Source organism: Bacillus sp. WMMC1349, assembly GCF_013155385.1.
Lineage (GTDB): Bacteria > Bacillota > Bacilli > Bacillales > Bacillaceae > Bacillus.
Genome location: NZ_JABJUQ010000007.1, coordinates 426681 through 445560, shown reverse-complemented (window position 1 = coordinate 445560; position 18880 = coordinate 426681). Strand labels below are relative to the sequence as shown.

The 18880-nt window shown below is 38.6% G+C and carries 18 protein-coding genes; 3 read left to right on the top strand and 15 right to left on the bottom strand.

What is annotated here, in order from left to right; all coding sequences use genetic code 11:
* Window positions 1-37: 37 nt before the first annotated feature.
* The 6 genes from HOO54_RS04765 to lrpC form a co-directional block, all read right to left on the bottom strand.
* The gene (locus HOO54_RS04765) at window positions 38-1291 is read right to left on the bottom strand and encodes an MFS transporter (protein WP_172293048.1); all 1254 of its coding nucleotides are present in this window, start codon (window positions 1289-1291) and stop codon (window positions 38-40) included.
* Between the two features lie 368 nt (window positions 1292-1659).
* A complete protein-coding gene (locus HOO54_RS04760; protein ID WP_172293046.1) occupies window positions 1660-2328 on the bottom strand; it encodes an MBL fold metallo-hydrolase in 669 nt (222 codons plus the stop codon).
* The gene (locus HOO54_RS04755) at window positions 2303-2923 is read right to left on the bottom strand and encodes a TetR/AcrR family transcriptional regulator (protein ID WP_172293044.1); all 621 of its coding nucleotides are present in this window, start codon (window positions 2921-2923) and stop codon (window positions 2303-2305) included. The genes HOO54_RS04760 and HOO54_RS04755 overlap by 26 nt, the downstream gene beginning before the upstream one ends.
* A 111-nt stretch (window positions 2924-3034) precedes the next feature.
* Window positions 3035-5215: a DNA topoisomerase III gene (locus HOO54_RS04750; protein WP_172299354.1), complete on the bottom strand. Its 2181-nt coding sequence runs from the start codon at window positions 5213-5215 to the stop codon at window positions 3035-3037.
* Between the two features lie 86 nt (window positions 5216-5301).
* Window positions 5302-5763 (bottom strand): 6-pyruvoyl trahydropterin synthase family protein, encoded by a 462-nt coding sequence (locus HOO54_RS04745; RefSeq protein ID WP_172293042.1) that lies wholly within the window; start codon window positions 5761-5763, stop codon window positions 5302-5304.
* A 101-nt stretch (window positions 5764-5864) separates the two neighbouring features.
* Window positions 5865-6281: a transcriptional regulator LrpC gene (gene lrpC, locus HOO54_RS04740; RefSeq protein ID WP_172293040.1), complete on the bottom strand. Its 417-nt coding sequence runs from the start codon at window positions 6279-6281 to the stop codon at window positions 5865-5867.
* Between the two features lie 117 nt (window positions 6282-6398).
* Between lrpC and HOO54_RS04735 the strand changes: the two genes are divergently transcribed.
* Both HOO54_RS04735 and HOO54_RS04730 read left to right on the top strand, forming a co-directional pair.
* Window positions 6399-6809, top strand: coding sequence for a carboxymuconolactone decarboxylase family protein (locus HOO54_RS04735; protein ID WP_172293038.1), 411 nt, complete (start codon window positions 6399-6401; stop codon window positions 6807-6809).
* A gap of 47 nt (window positions 6810-6856) precedes the next feature.
* Window positions 6857-7150: a DUF3817 domain-containing protein gene (locus HOO54_RS04730; RefSeq protein WP_172293036.1), complete on the top strand. Its 294-nt coding sequence runs from the start codon at window positions 6857-6859 to the stop codon at window positions 7148-7150.
* 169 nt (window positions 7151-7319) lie between these two features.
* On the opposite strand, the gene HOO54_RS04725 is transcribed toward HOO54_RS04730, so the two are convergent.
* The 9 genes from HOO54_RS04725 to pxpA all read right to left on the bottom strand — a co-directional run bounded on the left by HOO54_RS04725 (window position 7320) and on the right by pxpA (window position 16615).
* Window positions 7320-8129 (bottom strand): lipid II flippase Amj, encoded by an 810-nt coding sequence (locus HOO54_RS04725; protein WP_172293034.1) that lies wholly within the window; start codon window positions 8127-8129, stop codon window positions 7320-7322.
* Window positions 8130-8527: 398 nt separating this feature from the next.
* Window positions 8528-8953, bottom strand: a complete 426-nt coding sequence (locus HOO54_RS04720) for a pyridoxamine 5'-phosphate oxidase family protein (protein ID WP_172293032.1) — start codon at window positions 8951-8953, stop codon at window positions 8528-8530.
* 309 nt (window positions 8954-9262) lie between these two features.
* Window positions 9263-10966: a methyl-accepting chemotaxis protein gene (locus HOO54_RS04715; RefSeq protein WP_172293030.1), complete on the bottom strand. Its 1704-nt coding sequence runs from the start codon at window positions 10964-10966 to the stop codon at window positions 9263-9265.
* Between the two features lie 362 nt (window positions 10967-11328).
* Window positions 11329-11967 carry a GDSL-type esterase/lipase family protein gene (locus HOO54_RS04710; protein WP_172293028.1) on the bottom strand — a complete coding sequence of 213 codons (639 nt, stop codon included), beginning with the start codon at window positions 11965-11967 and terminating at the stop codon, window positions 11329-11331.
* Window positions 11968-12057: 90 nt separating this feature from the next.
* Window positions 12058-12807, bottom strand: a complete 750-nt coding sequence (locus HOO54_RS04705) for an IclR family transcriptional regulator (RefSeq protein ID WP_172293026.1) — start codon at window positions 12805-12807, stop codon at window positions 12058-12060.
* Between the two features lie 22 nt (window positions 12808-12829).
* A complete protein-coding gene (locus HOO54_RS04700) occupies window positions 12830-13843 on the bottom strand; it encodes a 5-oxoprolinase subunit C family protein (RefSeq protein ID WP_172293024.1) in 1014 nt (337 codons plus the stop codon).
* Complete coding sequence (gene pxpB, locus HOO54_RS04695; RefSeq protein ID WP_172293022.1) at window positions 13840-14571, bottom strand: 5-oxoprolinase subunit PxpB; 732 nt, start codon at window positions 14569-14571, stop codon at window positions 13840-13842. Before pxpB ends, HOO54_RS04700 begins: the two co-directional genes overlap by 4 nt.
* A 64-nt stretch (window positions 14572-14635) precedes the next feature.
* Complete coding sequence (locus HOO54_RS04690; RefSeq protein ID WP_375335823.1) at window positions 14636-15778, bottom strand: NRAMP family divalent metal transporter; 1143 nt, start codon at window positions 15776-15778, stop codon at window positions 14636-14638.
* A 75-nt stretch (window positions 15779-15853) separates the two neighbouring features.
* The gene (gene pxpA / locus HOO54_RS04685) at window positions 15854-16615 is read right to left on the bottom strand and encodes a 5-oxoprolinase subunit PxpA (RefSeq protein WP_172293018.1); all 762 of its coding nucleotides are present in this window, start codon (window positions 16613-16615) and stop codon (window positions 15854-15856) included.
* Window positions 16616-17490: 875 nt separating this feature from the next.
* On the opposite strand from pxpA, the gene HOO54_RS04680 reads away from it, so the two are divergent.
* Window positions 17491-18879: a pre-toxin TG domain-containing protein gene (locus HOO54_RS04680; protein WP_172293016.1), complete on the top strand. Its 1389-nt coding sequence runs from the start codon at window positions 17491-17493 to the stop codon at window positions 18877-18879.
* Window position 18880: the final 1 nt, after the last annotated feature.

The window sequence follows — 18880 nt, the reverse complement described above, 5'->3', positions numbered from 1 at the left end:
TTAATTTACAATAATTGTGTTATGATAATTTGCACTCTCACACTTCTAACCTTTCCACTTTTTCTTTTATTAAATCTGAGCGCTGAGCTTTTCCAAGCTTCGTAAATATGAGCATTCCAATACCAGCAATGATTTCAATTCCCCCACCTACAGCAATTACTTTTCCAACACCGAAAATCGTTGCTGCATACCCTGCTAAGATAGCACCTAATGGAATCATAATAAAAGAAATCGTACTAATAATTGCCGATACTTGTGGTTGATCTTCATCTTCTACTGACATTTGAATAATGGTATGCTCAGGTACATTAATGGCACTAATTGTAGCTCCTAGTGCGAACGCAGCTAAAAACACTAATGGCAGTAGAGAATTGATTCCGGTAATAAAATAAGCAATCCCCTCTATTATCCCAGCAGTGATAAACAATAATCCAAAGCGGTTTACCCTTATTTTTGCTAACACAAATCCTACCAAAAAGGCACCTCCAGCTGTAGTCACTCTTAATAATGAATGAATAACTGGTCCTCCATTCACCACTTCTGCTATGTAAATGGCTGAAAGTGCTTCCCAAGGAGCTGACGCCAAATTTGAAAAAACACAATAAACAGCTAATGGAGATAAAATATGATGATGCCGTACAAGAACAAAGCCTTTTTTTAATCTTTTTATATATGTATTTTTTGAGCGTAATTTATCTTTTTCACCACTACCATTTTTCTCTTTATATTTAATGAAAAGAACTAGACAGCCAGAAATGATATACAACGGAAGAGTCATTAACATGGTTTGCGCTGCACCGATTACAACAATCACCATCCCGCTAAGTGTAACTGCTGCAAGCCTAACAATATGTTCAGACGATTGTATAATAGCATTTGCTTTTTGAATAAGATCGTTTTTCACAATTTTCGGAATTAAAGAAACAGAGGCAGGTTTATAAGAAGCGCCTGTCGCTGAATGCATTAACATCATAAAGATGATAAACCATAATGGAGAAAAGCCGCTAAAATAGCAGATTGGAATGATCAGCAAGAGAATCGCTCTCGTTAAATCAGAAAAAAACATCCAGATTTTTAGAGAATCCGAGTTCATAAACGGGGTAATGATTGGGCCTAAAATTGCCTGTGGAAGAAAAGTGACTGCTATTAATAAAGCTGTACCAATAGCCCCTTTACCATCAAAAATTAAAAACCAAAGGATAGAATGAAAGGCAAAGTTATCTGCAATTATTTTCACCAATTTAGAATAAAAAAGAAAGGTAAAATTTCTTTGCCACACACTGTTATTCAATTTTGTTCCACCTTCTTTCCACCATATATTACCGTAAAATATTATCCTATTTTTATTATAATTGTCAATATCTTCACAAAAATATTTTTTTTGCAAAATAAGTGAAATAAGATTGTCCAAGGCTCATCTGTTTGTTACCTTCATTGAGCAAAAAACGGGGCTGTCCTGAAAGTCGTGTGGCTGAATAAAAATTGGGGAATTTGCTCGCTTTCCGCGGGCGATCCGCGAGCCTTCTCGGAGCTCGTTCCTTGCTCCGGCGGGGTCTCGCCTGGCTCGCTGTTCCCGCAGGAGTCTCGCAATTCCCCCTGAATCATGTTGATAAAGGACTTTTTAGACAGCTCCATTTTCCCTTTACTTAAAATGATTTTCTAAACAATATCATTTAAGTGTTCTAAATATTGGTCTATTTGTTTGTGGGGATCAATGATATCACCGCCATGACAAATGCTCACAATAGCAGGCTTCAATTCTTTTACAATTCCTCCGCTTTTTATAGCCTTCGCCATATCTGCAGTATATCTGGCAATTGGTTTTTTCAGTTGCCCATTTTTTGATGTGAACAAATCACCACTAATTAAAACATGATCTTCTTTATGATAGTAAACGACATGTCCTGGAGAATGTCCAGGTGTATGAATAGGGGTAAGCTCATGTATATCTTTTAATGACCCATCAGTCATCATTTCAAGTGGCTGGACAATCCCCGGTTGAACAAGATATTCCTCTTTTCTCCTCCCGGGAAATGGTTCTTTACCTTCCATATATTGAATATCAGATTGATGAGCATAAACAGGAATATTTCTCAATTTGAGAATTTTCTTTAACCCGCCTACGTGATCTGAGTGCCCATGTGTTAAAAGAATTGCTTTTAAATTTCCTAATTTTTCAGCCTCTTCAAAGATCCTCCTTCCCATAAATGGCATTCCTGTATCAATCATGTATACTCCATCAGAAGCTTTCACAATCCATGCACTTATCTTCAAAAAAAACCAAGTCTCTATTTTAAAAATGTTAGGAGATACCTTGAGAATTTTCATCAACCATCGCCCCCATCATTAAATAATTTATAGATTGTTCAATAATAGGAAAAACTCTTTTTTCAATTTGAATCATACGTTCATCTACATCTATATAGGTCAAAATCATTCCATGAAGCATATAGTAAATGGTTCGACTAAATTCAGTTACTTTCTCATCACTCCAATTCAGAAAATTTTTAGAAACAGCTGTTTTCAAGATGTCAAATAGCACTAATCTCGTCTCATTCAATTCCCATTTAGTCGTTGGAATGTCAACTCTAGTAGCTTCAAAATTCATAAAAGCCTGATATAAATTACGATAACTTAGTCCAAAGTGAACAAATATTTTGGAAATTCTCAGGAGTTGTTTTTTTGATGAATAGGAGCTGTTTTTTAAAGTTGAATTCATTTCTTTGATCAATAATTCTAGAGGCTCCTTTGCTAGTTCTTCTAATAGTTTTCGTTTGTCATAAAAATATACATAAATACTAGTGTGGGAACAGTTTGCTTTCCTAGCAATTTCTCTTACAGTAACTTGTTCATAACCTTTCTTGTAAAACAAATCCTGGGCAGCTTTTAAAATTCTTTCTTTAGCTTGCATTCCATTTGTCATTTGTTATCTCTCCTTATAACCAATGGTTATTAACCTTTGGTTACATTATAACAGTTTTTTCTTGGTTCTCTCCACAAAAATGACCTGTCGTTTTCGACAGGTCATTTTTGTTTAATCAAACTTCAACTTCTTCAACTGTTCAGCAAGCGCATTGTTAATAGGCTCATCTTTGTTTTGCTTTTTCATGTAAGAGGAAACATCACGTTTTGTTGCTTTTGAATGTTTGTCTTTTGCTCTGCGTTTTTCAAATACCGAAAGTTTTTCTCGATGCCCGCAGACACATGCGAAAGTTTGACCTTCTCCATGACCGCGCAGCTCCATACGTTTGTGACAGTTCGGACAGCGGGCATTTGTTTGTTTGGCAATCGCTTTTCGGTGGCCGCATTCTCTGTCTTGGCAGACGAGCATTGTCCCGCGTTTACCGTTGACTTTTAGCATTAGTTTTCCGCAATCAGGGCAGTGTGTGCCTGTGAGGTTGTCATGCTTGAATTTTTGCTGACTACTTTTGATTTCTTTAATCGTTTCCTTTGTATAGTTTTTCATTTCTTTAATGAAAAACGACGACTTCAGTTTCCCTTTTGCAATACCTGACAGTTTTTGTTCCCATTCAGCGGTCAGTGCCGGTGATTTTAGATCGACGGGAACGAGTTCAAGCAGTTGTTTTCCTTTTGACGTCATAAAAATATCTTTTCCTTTTTTCTCGATCAAGAACGTGTTGAAAAGTTTCTCTATTATATCTGCACGGGTGGCAACCGTTCCCAGACCGCCTGTTTCACCAAGTGTTTTGACAAGATTTTTTTCTTCACCTTGCATAAATGCAGATGGGTTTTCCATTGCCGACAACAGTGTTCCTTCATTAAAACGGGCGGGCGGTTTTGTTTCTCCCTTTGTCTCTGTTAATGAGTGAACGGCAAGTGTATCACCTTTGGTGAGCTTTGGAAGAGTTTGATCTTTGTCTTCTTCGTCATCATCTTCTTCAGTATGATCATATACAGCTTTCCATCCTTGAGATTGAACGACTTTTCCTTTTGCCATAAATGTTTCTCCACCGATTTGGGCAACCACTTTTGTTTCTTCATATTCACATGGCGGCATCAGAACAGCAAGAAAACGCTTGGCAATCAATTCGTAAAGCTTTCTTTCTTTCTCACTTAAAGCACCGAGCACCAGCGGTTCCTCAGTTGGAATAATAGCATGGTGATCAGAAACTTTCGCATCATTGACAAAGCTTTTACTAGCTTTAATGCCGCGCTTTAAAATCCGCGTAACATGCTGGGCAAACGGTTTAACTTGCATCCCTTCCAAACGATCTTTTAATGTCGGAACAATATCGCTTGAGAGAAAGCGCGAGTCTGTCCGCGGATAAGTGACTAGCTTATGCTGCTCATAAAGTTTTTGCAAAACGGACAGCGTTTCTTTTGCCGAGAAGCCAAAGCGTTTATGAGCATCTCTTTGCAGCTCGGTTAAATCATAAAGACCAGGTGCAAAACTTTTTTTTGCTGTTTTTTTCAAATCGGCAATCGTCGCCGGTTTGCCTTGCAGCGCTTTAACGAGCTGAGAGGTAACAGATTCATTAAATGTCCGGGTTTGCTGCGTTTTTTTATCCTGCCAAGTTAAGGTCATACCATCAACAGCAGCGCGCAAACCAAAGTAAGGAACCGGTTTAAAGTTTTTAATATCTTCCTCTCTTTTGGCGATCATCGCCAAAGTCGGTGTTTGCACGCGTCCACAGGAAAGTTGGGCATTGAATTTTGTTGTCAGTGCCCTTGTTGCATTAATCCCGACAATCCAATCCGCTTCAGCTCTTGCGACAGCAGAATCATATAAGTTTTCAAACTCCTTACCGTTCTTTAAGTTTTTAAAACCGTCTTTGATCGCCTTATCTGTAACAGATGAAATCCATAGCCGTTTCAATGGTTTGTTGACTTTCGCCTTTTCAATAATCCAGCGGGCGACAAGCTCACCTTCACGTCCGGCATCTGTCGCAATCACAATATCTTTGACATCTTTTCTGATGAGCTGTGATTTGACAGCTTGAAACTGTTTTCCTGTTTTTTTGATGACAACCAATTTTAAAGGTTCAGGAATGATCGGCAAATCTTCTAGCCGCCATGATTGAAATTCTTTTCCGTAGCCTTCAGGATCAGCCAACGTGACTAAATGACCGAGCGCCCACGTCACAATGTAGCGGTCTCCTTCAAGATAGCCATTTCCTTTTTTATGACACTTCAGAACACGGGCTAAATCCCGGCCAACTGAAGGTTTTTCAGCTAAAACAACTGTTTTTGCCAAGTCTCTCACATCACTTTCTTGTTCATGCATCCTTTTATTATAACAGATGGAGAAGATGCAACTCTAATGTACACACCAAGCATCAATTAGAAAAAAGCCGGTCCTTCCTCAGGTATTTCATGTGCCAGGACCTCAGCCCAACCTGTTGGTGTTTCCCATAGCCTTACAGAATAAACAGGTAATTTCAATTCTTTTAACTTCCAACAAATAAAGATCGCTAAATTCTCAACAGTGGTTCTAAACCCCAATTCATAAACTTTTGAACCTGAGTCAAGTAGTTGCTTAACGATTGGCTCATTTCCTTGAGCTAAAAAAGCATGATCTAAATCAGCAAGTAACTCTTTTTTAATGACGCTTTTCATATCTGCAAAATCAATGACAAACCCTTCATCAGATGATAATGGTTCCTTATTCGTTTGTCCTTTTAAACGCACTTCAAGTTTATAAGTATGTCCATGAACATTCGCACATTTTCCTTTATGGTGAAGTAGCTGATGCGAACTATCAAACGTAAATATTTTACACACCGTAACATCATTCATTGCCATTATTTATTCACCTTACCTACCAATATTTTTTATCCTTAAACGGGATGATTACCCCTTTGTTATACCTAGTTCAAGCATCCTTTTATTATAACAGATACAAATCATTCAATTTCAGAAAAAATCACATGTGTTACAGTGTGGGCATAAGCTGACGTTTCATTGATGAACACTTCAATCTGGGCCAGGTTTTCCGCATTGATTTTCAGCATGTAACATGCCGCCCCTGCGATCCGGTAGCAAAATTCGATATTGGAGAGTCGTTTAATATAAGTTTTAAATCTTTCATATTCGCCATTTTTCACTGTTGCTTCAATGATACATGAGATGGGAAGACCCACTTTCGAGTAATCAATATTCAATGTATATTGTTTGATGACACCAAACGATTCGAGCCGTCTAACTCGTTCGGTTACAGACGGTGCAGACAGATTAATTTTTCGGCCCAGTTCTCTCATCGACAAACGGCTGTCTTTTTTCAATTCCGTTATGATTTTCAAATCAAGGTCATCTAATTTCATTTGTTATATAAACCCCTTCAATTCCGTATTATTTATTTAATATTTTAACAGAATTCTTTACAATTGAAATTTATATAATCAATTCGATTAGATATGATAATGGGGAGGTGATCACAAATGACAAGAATCAATCTAACAGATAAAGGAGATACCCCATTCCAACAATTACTAGGATATTCTGAGAACCTGCTATCAAGTTGGACTGCTTTGGCAGAGGAACTGTCAAATGACGGGTTTCTCGCAAAAGAATTGAAGGAACAAGTACGCAGAGTGCTGGCTCAAGGAAACGGCTGTGAATATTGCAAAGCAAAAGGGAAACCTGAAGCTTCTAATCATGAAAAAACAAGCCTGGCCATGGGCTTTGCAGAGGTCTTTTTGGCGCAGAGAGATCACATATCAGACAGGCAGTTTGCTGTTTTAAAAGAGTTATTTTCTGAAGAAGAAATTGTTGAGTTAACAGCATTTATTTGCTTTACAACCGCCCAGCAATATTTTGGTGCATTAATGAAGCTTCCGGCAGATGCGTAAATCGTTTATAGTATAAAGATAGAATATAAACGACAGGAGGTATTTTATTGCTGCAAACACCCATTGGCCGCCTTCGATTAATGGGCTTTATTGAAGGGATGTCACTTCTTGTTCTGCTGTTTGTTGCCATGCCACTTAAATATTTTGCGGACTATCCGCTGGCTGTTACGATTGTCGGTGCAGTTCACGGCGGGTTGTTCATTATCTATTTGCTTGTTCTTTTCTATGTGACACTTGTGTTAAGGTGGTCGCTGAAATGGCCTGCTACAGGGCTTATCGTCGCTTTTGTTCCATTTGGAAATTTTCTTTATGATAGAAGGTTAAAAACTTATCATTATTAAGTCATGGGGCTGTCCTGAAAGTCGTGTGGATGAATAAAAATTGGGGAATTTGCTCGCTTTCCGCGGGCGATCCGCAAGCCTCCTCGGAGCTGTTTCCGCAGGAGTCTCGCAATTATTCCCCCTGATTTATGTTGAAAAAGGACTTTTTAGACAGCTCCGTTTATTATAGCTATATCCATTTTGTCATCCAGGCAATATAGTAAGCGGCGGGGATAAACAAAACTTGTGCAAAAACAGTGCCGGCTACCCTTGATGCAACCATTGTAATTGAAGCCCATTTCAAATCAATATAGTTTCGTTTCCCTTTTGCCACATCATCAGCTAACACAGAAACCTTCGGATCAACAAACAGCACCAAAAGCATTGTCGCTATCCCATTGACAAGCCCTGATGCCATGACTGCAGTCGTCTGCCTTTCTGGAATAAGCACACCTGCATACAGAGCAGCAAGGACACCGATCGTATAAATTGATGTGATCATCATATTTAAAACAAACAGCCGTTTTGGAATGAGACGAAATTGAAAACCTTTTACATATTGAAATTTAGGCTTTTTCACATAACTCTTAAGATATTTTAAACTGTTCTTTGACAACCCTTTTCGAAACATTTGAAAAACCGAGCCGTTTTCTCCCGCCAAATGAACAATCGCCCGTGAAAAAACAGCCACAAATGTTGGCAAGAGCAACATACCAAAAATGGTTCCAACTGTTGACCCAAAGATTAAAAAGCGAAACTGTTTCCCAATAAGGGAAAGTGCCTCCACTCCTGCCACATCGACAAGTTTTCCTGTCACTGGCTGTTGAACCATATTAGACATTCTCGAGACAATCACCATCACATTGAATAAAGATAGGGCTGATGCAATAAATCCGACTTTAGCACCGGAAAGCCTTGCCGCATAGGCTAAAGTTTCAATCGAGTGAATCAGTAATAAAAAGCAAAAAACCAAAAGCACTTTTCCTGTGATAATCTCCATGATTCGCCCCTCCAATCTAAACATTAGACTGATGGGCAAAGAAAAATGTTTCTGGATTTAAAAAAACCGCTTTGACAGATGCCAAAACGGTTTTTTGGTTGAGCAAATATGTTTATATTATCGTAAAATCCGCTAAAAATCCGGATTTTTTAAACATTGTTCCGAATAAAAGTAAACACCATGGAATTTCTGAAAACAAGACAACGAAAGCCCTACCTCTCAATCGTCCTTACGGCTCCGAAGCCGCGCCAGTGCGAATTGTGAAACAAAAAGTCTTTTTCCCTTCTATCCCTATAGGGGCGGGTCAGAGGAAGAGATAAGCATCTTCTAAGAAAGAAAAAAGAAGTTTACTTATACATTTGCTCTTCACATCTTATTATCATACTACATTTTTCCGGCTATGACAAATCAAGTGTCACCGGTGTAATTTCTCCTTCATTCATTAACTTGATTTGTGAAGGATGGATTTCAAGTACAGATAAGTTTGGGTCATCTTTTCCATCAAACCAGCGATTAAGCTGATCATTCCAAATTCGATCCTTTAATGCTTCCGAATGATTTAATGTTGCCGTCCCTTCAATTTCAAGATAGGCATCACCGAAACCATCACCATTATAGCCTAATAGGACATGGACATTTGGATTATGATCAATCTCTTCCGCTTTATGTGTTTCATCGCTTGTCGGTGTATAAAGTGTCAGTCCATCATGGAAAAATGTCATGAAGCGTGAATGTGGCTTACCTCCTTCAACTGTTGCAAGCGAGCCAACTTTATGATGATCAAGAATATCAAACACTTTTTGTTTCAATTGCTGCTGGTCCATTTAGAGTCCCTCCTTTTTGTTGTTACTTTTCCACATTTTGCGATATATTAAACACGACAACTTCAAAGGTTGCTGTACAACAAATTAGAATTTCCTGTTAGGTACCTCTTTAAACTGTTATCTTTGACAAGCTGATGACACTTAAATTTCTCAGCAGGGGTCAGTTGTTCATAGTGACAAGATTCCCGTTCATTCCTTTGACTAGTACAATTTTGAAAGCAGAGCTGTCCCTTTTCGGGTATTTGATTTGAGCAAGGCCGTTCTCCTGACCATTTCAAAAAGCACCAGCAAAATGCTGATGCTTTTGGATTAAAGTTTGTATTTCTCAATTTCTTGGTTCAAGTGATTGCTAAGTTCAGTCAAGGCTTCTGCAGCTTGAGCCACATTTGTAATTGCTAATACCTGTTCATCCACTGAAGCTGTAATTTCTTCTACTGCTGCAGCTGTCTCCTGTGAAACGCCGGCAGCACTTTGAACTGATTCAGTAATTTGATCATTTTGCCCTTTGACATTTTGAAGTTCTTTATTAAGAGCTCTGATTTCTGTCATCGTTTTCTCAATTGATACTGCAATTTTTTTAAATTCTTGTTCTGTCAATTTGACGGCATCATCCAACTCACTTGTATGTTCCATTGTTTCTGACATTAAAGAAACTGTGTTTTCTGTTTCTTGTTTGATCCCATTAATCATGTTTTGAATTTGACTCACAGCTATTTTTGATTGTTCAGCAAGTTTGCGTACTTCACTAGCAACGACTGCAAAACCGCTGCCGTGCGCTCCAGCTCTTGCCGCTTCAATACTTGCGTTCAATGCTAGCAGATTCGTCTCATTTGATATATTTTCAATCGTTTCTGTAATTTGTGAAATATCCTGCACTTTATCATTCAAACTCGTAATTCCCTTACGGATTTGCCCCGATGCCTTCAATGATTCTTCATTAGAAGATTTGAGTTTCTGAACAATGTTTTGTCCTTCTCGTGCAGCTGTTTCGGTATCATCAGCCATTTGTTCAATAAAATCGCTTTGTGTATTCATCTTATCAACAGACTTTGTAAATGATACGAGACGTTCATTTGTTCCTTCTAAATCACTTGCCTGTGTAACCGTTCCAGCAGAAATTTCTGAAATGGCTTTGCCGATTTCTTCACTGCTTGCTGAAGTTTCTTCTGAGATAGCAGACAAATCTGATGCAGAATCAAGCAATCGGATGCTTGTACTTTGCAAGCCTTGCATCAGTCCTCTCAATTGAAAAGACATTTTATTAAATGCCGCACCCAATAGCCCGACTTCATCTTTTGATTCCGGTAAGTTTGTTTCTTCAAGATGCCCTTCAGAAATCTTTAAAGCAGCTGCTGTTACATCACTCAGCAATTTTACTTTCTTTCTAATTAAGAAATAAAATAACACTAGACTCAACACAGTGATAACGGAGACAGTAACGGTTATAAATACTTTCACATACTCTAAACCTTTATAAAACTCGTCTTCAAAAACGGCAATCCCCACACTCCAGTCCCAAGGTTCAAAATGAGTCATATATGCCATTTTATCCTTAGCTTCGCCGGTTTCATCGTCTTGATCAGGATATGAGACAAAATGTTCTTCTGCTGTGGATGCCTTAGCAGCAGTGACCATTTTTTGCCGGTTTTCAGTAGAAGATGGAACTTGTCCGATCTGATTTTTTGGATGGACCTGTGTAGAGTAGTCTGATTGGTATGCCACAATATATCCTTTGTCTTTATATAAAAACTTCGACTTTTGGAAATCGTACCCTTGATCACCTGACAGTTTTGGACCGCTCAAAATCTCCCGCGCTTCTGCTTTTGCTTCTTCAAGAGTGATTTCCTTTTTCTCTACTTTAGCATTTAACACATTCAAAACAGCAGTCGACGTATCAGCCAAATGTTTTAAATCCTGCTTACCTGAATTGACCAACTCTTTTTTTGCCATTTGGTAAGCGCTAATTCCAACGATTGATCCAGTCAGAACTGTAATAAATACGATAACGACCATTAATTTAATAAAAAGACTTTCTTTTTTCAGTTTACTGCCTCTCTGTTTGACGATGATAATCTCCTCCCTCTAGGACATATATCGGTTTTTTTAAAAAGAATTACATGATTGACTTTTTTTAAATAAAAAGAGACAGCAAGTGTTCTTTCCAATGGTGAGATTATCCCTGAAATTTAACGGGTTTCGAGATGGTCAGTCGCTTGGTCTAACATTATTTTGATTGAGACTAAAAAAGGGGCTGTCCTGAAAGTCGTGTGGATGAATAAAAATTGGGGATTTTGCTCGCTTTCCGCGGGAGTCTCGCAATCCCCCCTGATTTATGTTGAAAAAGGACTTTTTAGACAGCTCCTCCATCAATATATTTAATGCTCTACTAGTTTACACCCGGACGCCCTAAGGCTTTCAGCAATCGCCTCATACCCTTTGCCATTGGGGTGAACCTTATCTATTGATAAATATTCTGTTTCATGCCCTTTAAAAATGGAATAAACATCAATCACTTTGACTTGTGGAGGATTTGCTAATTGTTGGAGGTGCTGATTAAAGTCAGATACCCATCGATCCGCTAATTTAATCTTCGGAAATGGATTGTATAAGTTAAGTAACCTGATCATGTAATTCTGATGATCTTTTCCCTTAATATCTTTTATTTTGCGGAGCATTTCAGCGTAGTTTTTTTGACAGTGTAATGAGGCTTCCAAAAAGACGTCATCATCTTTCTCTTTTTCATAGATTTCCAGAGATTCAAGCAAATCATTTCCGCAACCTGTGATCGTGATCACATTTGCTTTTTTAAGTTGTTCTTTAACAAACGGTCGATCAAACAGCTGTAGAATTTCTGCTGTTTCAAGACCTGATTTAGCGAAAACCATTAACATAACGGGCTCATGTAAGTCTTCCTCAAGTTTCCGTTTGTAGCGCTGAACAAATCCAGGTTCAAACATACCAGAACCAACACCGACGGTTAAGGAATCGCCAAGAGCTGTATAATGAAAAGCCATATCCTTTCCCCCTTTGGTTTTTGTCACTCCATCATGATCGTGACAGCTACCATATCGTACTCGACAACCGGGCAAAAGGATACACTTTCTTTAGCAACCTAGTTTTTTCGAAATATCAAGTGCTGCTGTCTTTACTTTTTTCGCTAAATAAGGCAAGCGATCTTTCTGAAACCTCGCTTCAAATCCGGCAATACTGAGACCGGCAACAGCTTGTTTCTGATGGTTAAAAATTGGGGCAGCGACAGCTGAGGTGTAATCTTCAAGTTCTGAATGACTGACTGTATAGCCGTTTTTATATGACATATCCAACACACGAATCAGTTCAGCTTTATCACAAATCGTTCCTGAAGCAATCGGAACCAGTTCTGTTTCCTCAAGATAGGCTTTCCGTTCGTCCTCTGGAAGAAACGTCAAAATGCTTCTTGCACATGCCCCGGCATATAACGGTGATCGTCGCCCAATCGCCGTATAGAGACGAACCATTTGTGTCCCTTCTAATTTTTCAATGTATATCGCTTCATTTCCTTGTTTAACAATCAGGTGGACAGCTTCATCTACTTCATCACGCAACTTTTCCATCACCGGCAATGCCATTTTTCGAATATCTAGCCGTTCAGAAACAAGCTGACCATATTGTAAAAATAATAGACCTAAACCATACATTCCACTTTCATCACGATTGAGAAACCCCATCTCACAAAGAGAGCAAACCATCCGATAAACAGATGTTTTTGGCATTCCCGTAAGTTCAATCATCTCATTGAGTGAGAGCCGTTCTTTCGTTAAAAACAGATTGAGCAATGCCATTGATTTGACAACCGTTTTATTCTTGCATTCCAATCCCTTCCCCTCCTGAAATACATCATACCACGTATTCAAATCGTAATCTGGCAGCTAGTTCACAAATTTTCGTCTCCCTGTCGATGAAGAGGCGCTCTGCTTGTTCAAGTTGAACCAGTTGAAACCGCATCTGTTCTCCAGGCATCATTTGCGCTACAGTAGATAAATCAGCTGAAATAACATGGGCAATTCGCGGATATCCGCCAGCTGTCTGACGATCAGCGAGAAGCACAATAGGATTGCCGTCAGGCGGAACTTGAATGGTTCCAAAAGAGACAGATTCAGAAATCATTTCAAGGGGCATTCCCATTTCAAGTGGATGTCCCTCAAGTCGGTAACCCATCCGATCTGATTTTGCCGATACTCGAAAAGCTTCAGCCAAAAGCTGTTCCTGTGAGGCCGGTGTGAAATGATCGAACTGTTCCCCTTTCATCACACGAATAACCGGGTTTTTCTTTAATGGGAGAAAATAGTGACGATTCACCGCCCAATTTGGAGCAGCAAAGCCCCGTTCATCCATTTGCTCTTTCAGCTCCCACAACATTTTTTCTGATAAGGATGATATCTCACCGGTTGTTAAAAGGTCTCTTTTTTGCAGCGGTCTTCCCTGATAACCGCCAATTCCGGCTCTTACATACGTACTTTTACTATTCATCACAGATGGTACATCAAATCCGCCAGCAACAGCCAAATAAGCGCGACTGCCCCGCTTGCACATCCCAAAGTTTAGAACACTTCCTTTTTGAACTAAAATCGGTCTCCATAAAGGAACCTCTTGATGATCAATTGATAATGAAAAATCCGCCCCTGTAACAGCGATTAGTGTCGTGTTTGAAAAACGGAGAGACAGGTCTGGTCCTAACAATGTCACTTCAAGCGCTGCTTCATCTAGCTTATTGCCGGCAAGAAGATTGGCAATTCGTAAAGAATCACAATCCATTGCCCCACTCACGAGAACACCATATTTTTGAAATCCAGTGCGGCCCAAGTCTTGCACAGTTGTCATCAGACCTGGCTTTAACACTTCTAAACTCAACATGTTCCCTCCTTTAACTTGTCGTACTCTGCTTCTGTCACGCGAACAAATTTAACAATATCTCCTGCTCTTAAAAGGCTTGGCGGCTCTTCATAAGGACGAAATAAATCAAGCGGCGTATTACCAATCAGCTGCCAGCCGCCTGGTGTTGATAGCGGATAGACGCCTGTCTGCATACCAGCGATCCCAACAGAACCGGCGGGAATTGATGTTCTCGGCGAAGACCGGCGCGGAGCCGCGATTTTTTCTGACATTCCCCCCAAATAAGGAAAACCCGGCGCAAACCCGAGCATATAAACGAGATATTCTCCAGCTGTATGAATATGAATCACTTCTTCTGTTGTTAAGTTGTTGATCTGGGCGACTTCCTCTAAATCAGGACCAAATTCACCGCCATAACAAACAGGAATTTCTACCGTCCGCCTGTCGATTTCTTTCTCTATCGTCAACTTGTAAAGTGTGGACTTGATCAGCCCTTTTACTTTTTCAAAAGGAGACATGCCTTTACTCGAATGTTGAAACACTTCAAGCGGATCATAAAAAACCGTCACACTTGTAAATGCTGGTACACATTCTATTAAACCGGGGAACGGAGCACTTTCAATTTGCTTTGTCAATGCACTTGTTATCCGGTGAGTCTGTTCATTAATATCCGTTCCAAACTTAATGATCAGCGCTGAGTCCCCAAGCGGCGCTATTTCAACATGTAAATTGGTCAACGGTTTCATCTCCCCCCTAAAATCAAAAATCAATACAGACAAACTTGCTCTGTATTGATTTTCATATGATCAATCATCCCCATAGCTTAGGAAGCGCATGAGTAAGTGTATGCCACCCCATGATGGCCATCACAATCACGACAAGAATACCTGCGATCGTCAGCCAAATCGGATGACGATAATCCCCAACAATCTTCTTTTTATGGGCACCAATTAAAAGTGCCCCTAAAGCGATTGGGAGGATGAGTCCGTTTAAAGCTCCTGCAAGTACAAGAAGATTAACAGGATTTCCAATCGATACAAAAGAGAGTGTCGAGATGATAATAAAACCGATGATAATACCGCGAGAATTTTTTTCAATTTTAGGTGAAAATGTTTTAAAAAATGATACCGAAGTATAAGCGGCTCCAACGACAGAGGTGACGGCCGCCCCCCACATGACAAGACCAAACATTTTATAACCGATATTTCCGGCAGCAAGTTTGAACACAGAAGCCGGCGGATTATCAGGATTAATGGCCAAACCCTTTGAAACAACACCAAGAACGGCAAGGAAAAGCGCGATTCTCATCACAGATGTAATTAAGATACCGGATACAGAACTCTTTGTCACTTCAGAAATCGAGTCTTTTCCTTTCACACCTGCATCAAGCAAACGATGTCCGCCAGCAAACGTAATATAGCCGCCGACTGTTCCGCCGACAAGTGTGACAATGGCAAGAATATCAATTTTATCAGGTACTACTGTTTTTGTAACAGCTTCTCCAACCGGCGGACCTGTCGTGATTGCAACATATACGGTTAGAAGAATCATAACAAAACCGGCAACTAGCGTAAAACGATCCATCGCTTTTCCCGCTTCTTTAATCATAAAAATAAGAATGGCTATAACAGCGCTTATGATCGCCCCTGTCTGAGGCGTGATCCCGAATAAAACTTGCAATCCCAAACCAGCTCCACCAATATTGCCAATGTTAAAAACTAGTCCTCCTAGAACAACGAGGAAGGCGATTAAATAGCCAAGACCCGGAAAAACAAGGTTTGCAATTTCTTGCCCCCTTTTTTCAGAGACGGCAATTATTCTCCACACATTTGTTTGCGCAAAAATATCCAAAATGATGGAAATTAAAATAACAAAACCGAAGCTAGCTGCTAACTTTTGTGTGAAAACTGTAGTTTGTGTTAAAAATCCTGGTCCAATTGAAGATGTAGCCATCAAAAAGGCTGCACCCAATAATAATGTCAAATTACTTTTGTTTTGCTTCAAATCGCATTCCTCCATTTTTGTTGATCATGTTGAAAAGGCTTGAACTTTTATATTTGATTTTTCAAATTCTGCACGAATTTTTTTTGCAAATTGAAGGGCATGAGCACTGTCTCCGTGAATACAGACTGTATCAGCTTTCAGACAAATATCTTTCCCTTCACGACTTCGGACTTTTCCTTCCTTAACCATTCGGACCACTTGATTGACAGCCACTTCATCATCTTGAATCAGCGCATCATCATGAACCCGTGAAGTAAGTGTACCGTCTTCTTGATATGTACGGTCAGCAAACACTTCATAAGCTGTCTTCAATCCGGCTCTTTCTCCAGCAAGTACAAGTTCACTTCCTGCCAAACCGAACAATATGAGATTAGAATCTATCTTAAATATGGCACGGGCAATTGCATCTGATAATCGTCTATTTTTTGCAGCCATATTATAGAGTGCCCCATGCGGCTTAACATGCTGCATTTGAACACCTTCTGCTTTTAGAAAACCTGAAAGGGCACCAATTTGATAAATGACAAGGTCATAGGCTTCTTCAGGCGTAATCGCCATATTGCGGCGGCCAAATCCAGCTAAATCAGGAAGTCCAGGATGTGCACCAATGGCAACACCTTTGTCAGCTGCCAGTGTGACGGTTTTCCGCATGACACTCGGATCTCCCGCATGGAATCCGCAAGCGATATTGGCTGATGTGACAAACTGCAAAATATCTTTGTCTAATCCAATTTGATATGCACCAAAACTCTCTCCAAGATCACAGTTTAAATCAACACAAACCATCAAATCCCTCCTTTATATTCATGTGCATTTTTTTAAGAAATAGTAAAGTCTGATTTGTTCCGATTATCGGAACAACAATTCCGAATAATCAAACTTGAATTAAATTATAACAGGGTTTTATGTTCTTAGCACCTATTTGTTAGAAAACCTAACATCTAGTGAAGCGCTATCAATTGGTCATACATCACGTTTTTTTAAAACCAATCTGAACGAAAAAATTTTTTGCATACAAAAAAAGAGCCTTAATCAAACCCTAATTGTAAAGAGAACTTGGGGTTTTAAAGTGAAATGTTTCACTTTGTCAATTCATTAAGACTATAAACACAACACTTAGATGATCATAGTTCTAAAAAAAACGTTAAAGAAAGAAGACAGCATGTTCGAATTTTTTAAAAAGATGTCAACATGTAGTTTTATTGCAAATTCCAGACCTGTTAACCGAAGAACAAACTAGAAACTAACCATAATAGGTACTTTTTTACTATTTTTCAAAATTTAAAAGGGTTTTTCTTTAATTATACTGAAATACATTTAATTGAAATACATTTAAATAGGTTTACCTCTTTTTTATATCATAGTCCTAGCAACCAGAATTGGAGACAATAGCTATTCTTTGAATAGGCTAGTGGTAGACTATTCTGAAATATTTAATAGGGGGTGAGTGGGTTGATCCATTATATATAGCAGCTTATCCGTCTTTTTAGATAAGCGACTTAATGTTACAGGTATAAAAAGTTTGAACTTTTATGGTAATAAGTTCAAGGAATGAGAAAGAAAGTAATCAAAATTATTTCAACATTCAGTAAAATAAAGCTTTTTTCGACATTCTCATGTATATTTTTGCAATAAAATTTATTTTAAAGGGAGAAAGAGATATGAAAAAGATACTTAGCATTTTGGTTTTAGCAATGTTTATAACTTTTACTATGTCAACAAATTTATCAATGTCAGGAGTTGCAAATGCGGCGGCTCCAAAGATTGAACTTAGTGAAGCTCAAATTAATAAAATTAAAAAAGATATAGCATTTTTAAAATTAATGAAAAAAGGCTATGATTCACTGGATCAAACAAAAAAGAATCTATTAAAGAAAAAAATGAAAATGGCTGCTGCTAAAGTAGAAATCAAGCTTAAAGCATTACATGAAAAAATTAAGAAAAAAACAAAAGAAATAGTACACGAGATAGAAACAGTAATAATTCCAGCAATTAAAACAGCAATATGGATTTATAAGGAAGTAATGGACTGGATATCTGAAGTAAATCAAATCATGCAACAATGTATTGAAGCCCAGAATCAAGTAATTAAGGATTTAGATGCATTAAATAAAGATGTGGCTGAAGCAAATAAAGCACTAGATAATGTCGTATCTTCTATGAATGAAGTCAGTAAGGCTATGGATGATTGTAATAAAGCGCTGGATGTCTCAATAAAAGCCACAAATGAATCGATTAAAGCAATCAATGGTGCCAATGCTGGTATGAATCAAATGGTTAGGGGCATTAATAAGGCAAATAAAGGCATGAAGCAATTAAATAAATCTACTACCAAGCTGAACACTGCAATTGATAAAAATTACAAACGCATAAATGAATACAATAAAAAACCAAAAAAAACGAAAAGTAAACAGAGAGACTTAAAAAAACTCAAAGAGCAAAGAGAAAAGCTAAAAGCAGCTCAAAGAAAAGCTGAAAAATTAAAAGCAAAAGAAAAGGAATTAAAAGAGGGAGCTCGTGCTTTATCCACTTTACTTGATTTCATTCCAATAGTCTCAAATTTTAAAGGAGGAATAGAGGCCACAACCGGAAAAGACCTGGTTACACAAGAGGAGCTATCAGAATTTCAACAAGCTCTTGCTGGAATCAGTGCAGTAACGTCAGGTGCTGTTAAGATAGCAGGAAAAGCAGTGAGGATTACAGAGGAAACTTCTAAGATGGCGAAAGTTGGCGAAGCAGCTGAAGACGTTTCTAAGGGTGTAGGTAATGCTTATGATTTAAGCAAAGCAAACCTATCTAAATGGAATAAGGGAAGTTATAATTCAGCAGGTGACTCTGCTATTGACCACTTCAAGAGACACGGTAAAGAAGTAGGCGCAGAAGACGTTGCACAATATATAAGAAAAGCTGAGGGGTTTGCACAAAATTTACGAGGTGCGAAAAAAAGCAGAGTAGATGGTAAAGTTGAAGGAGTTATTCGATACAAAAAGAATGGTAAATATATTGATATAGCACCAGATGGTACAATAATTTCATTTGGTAAACAGTAGG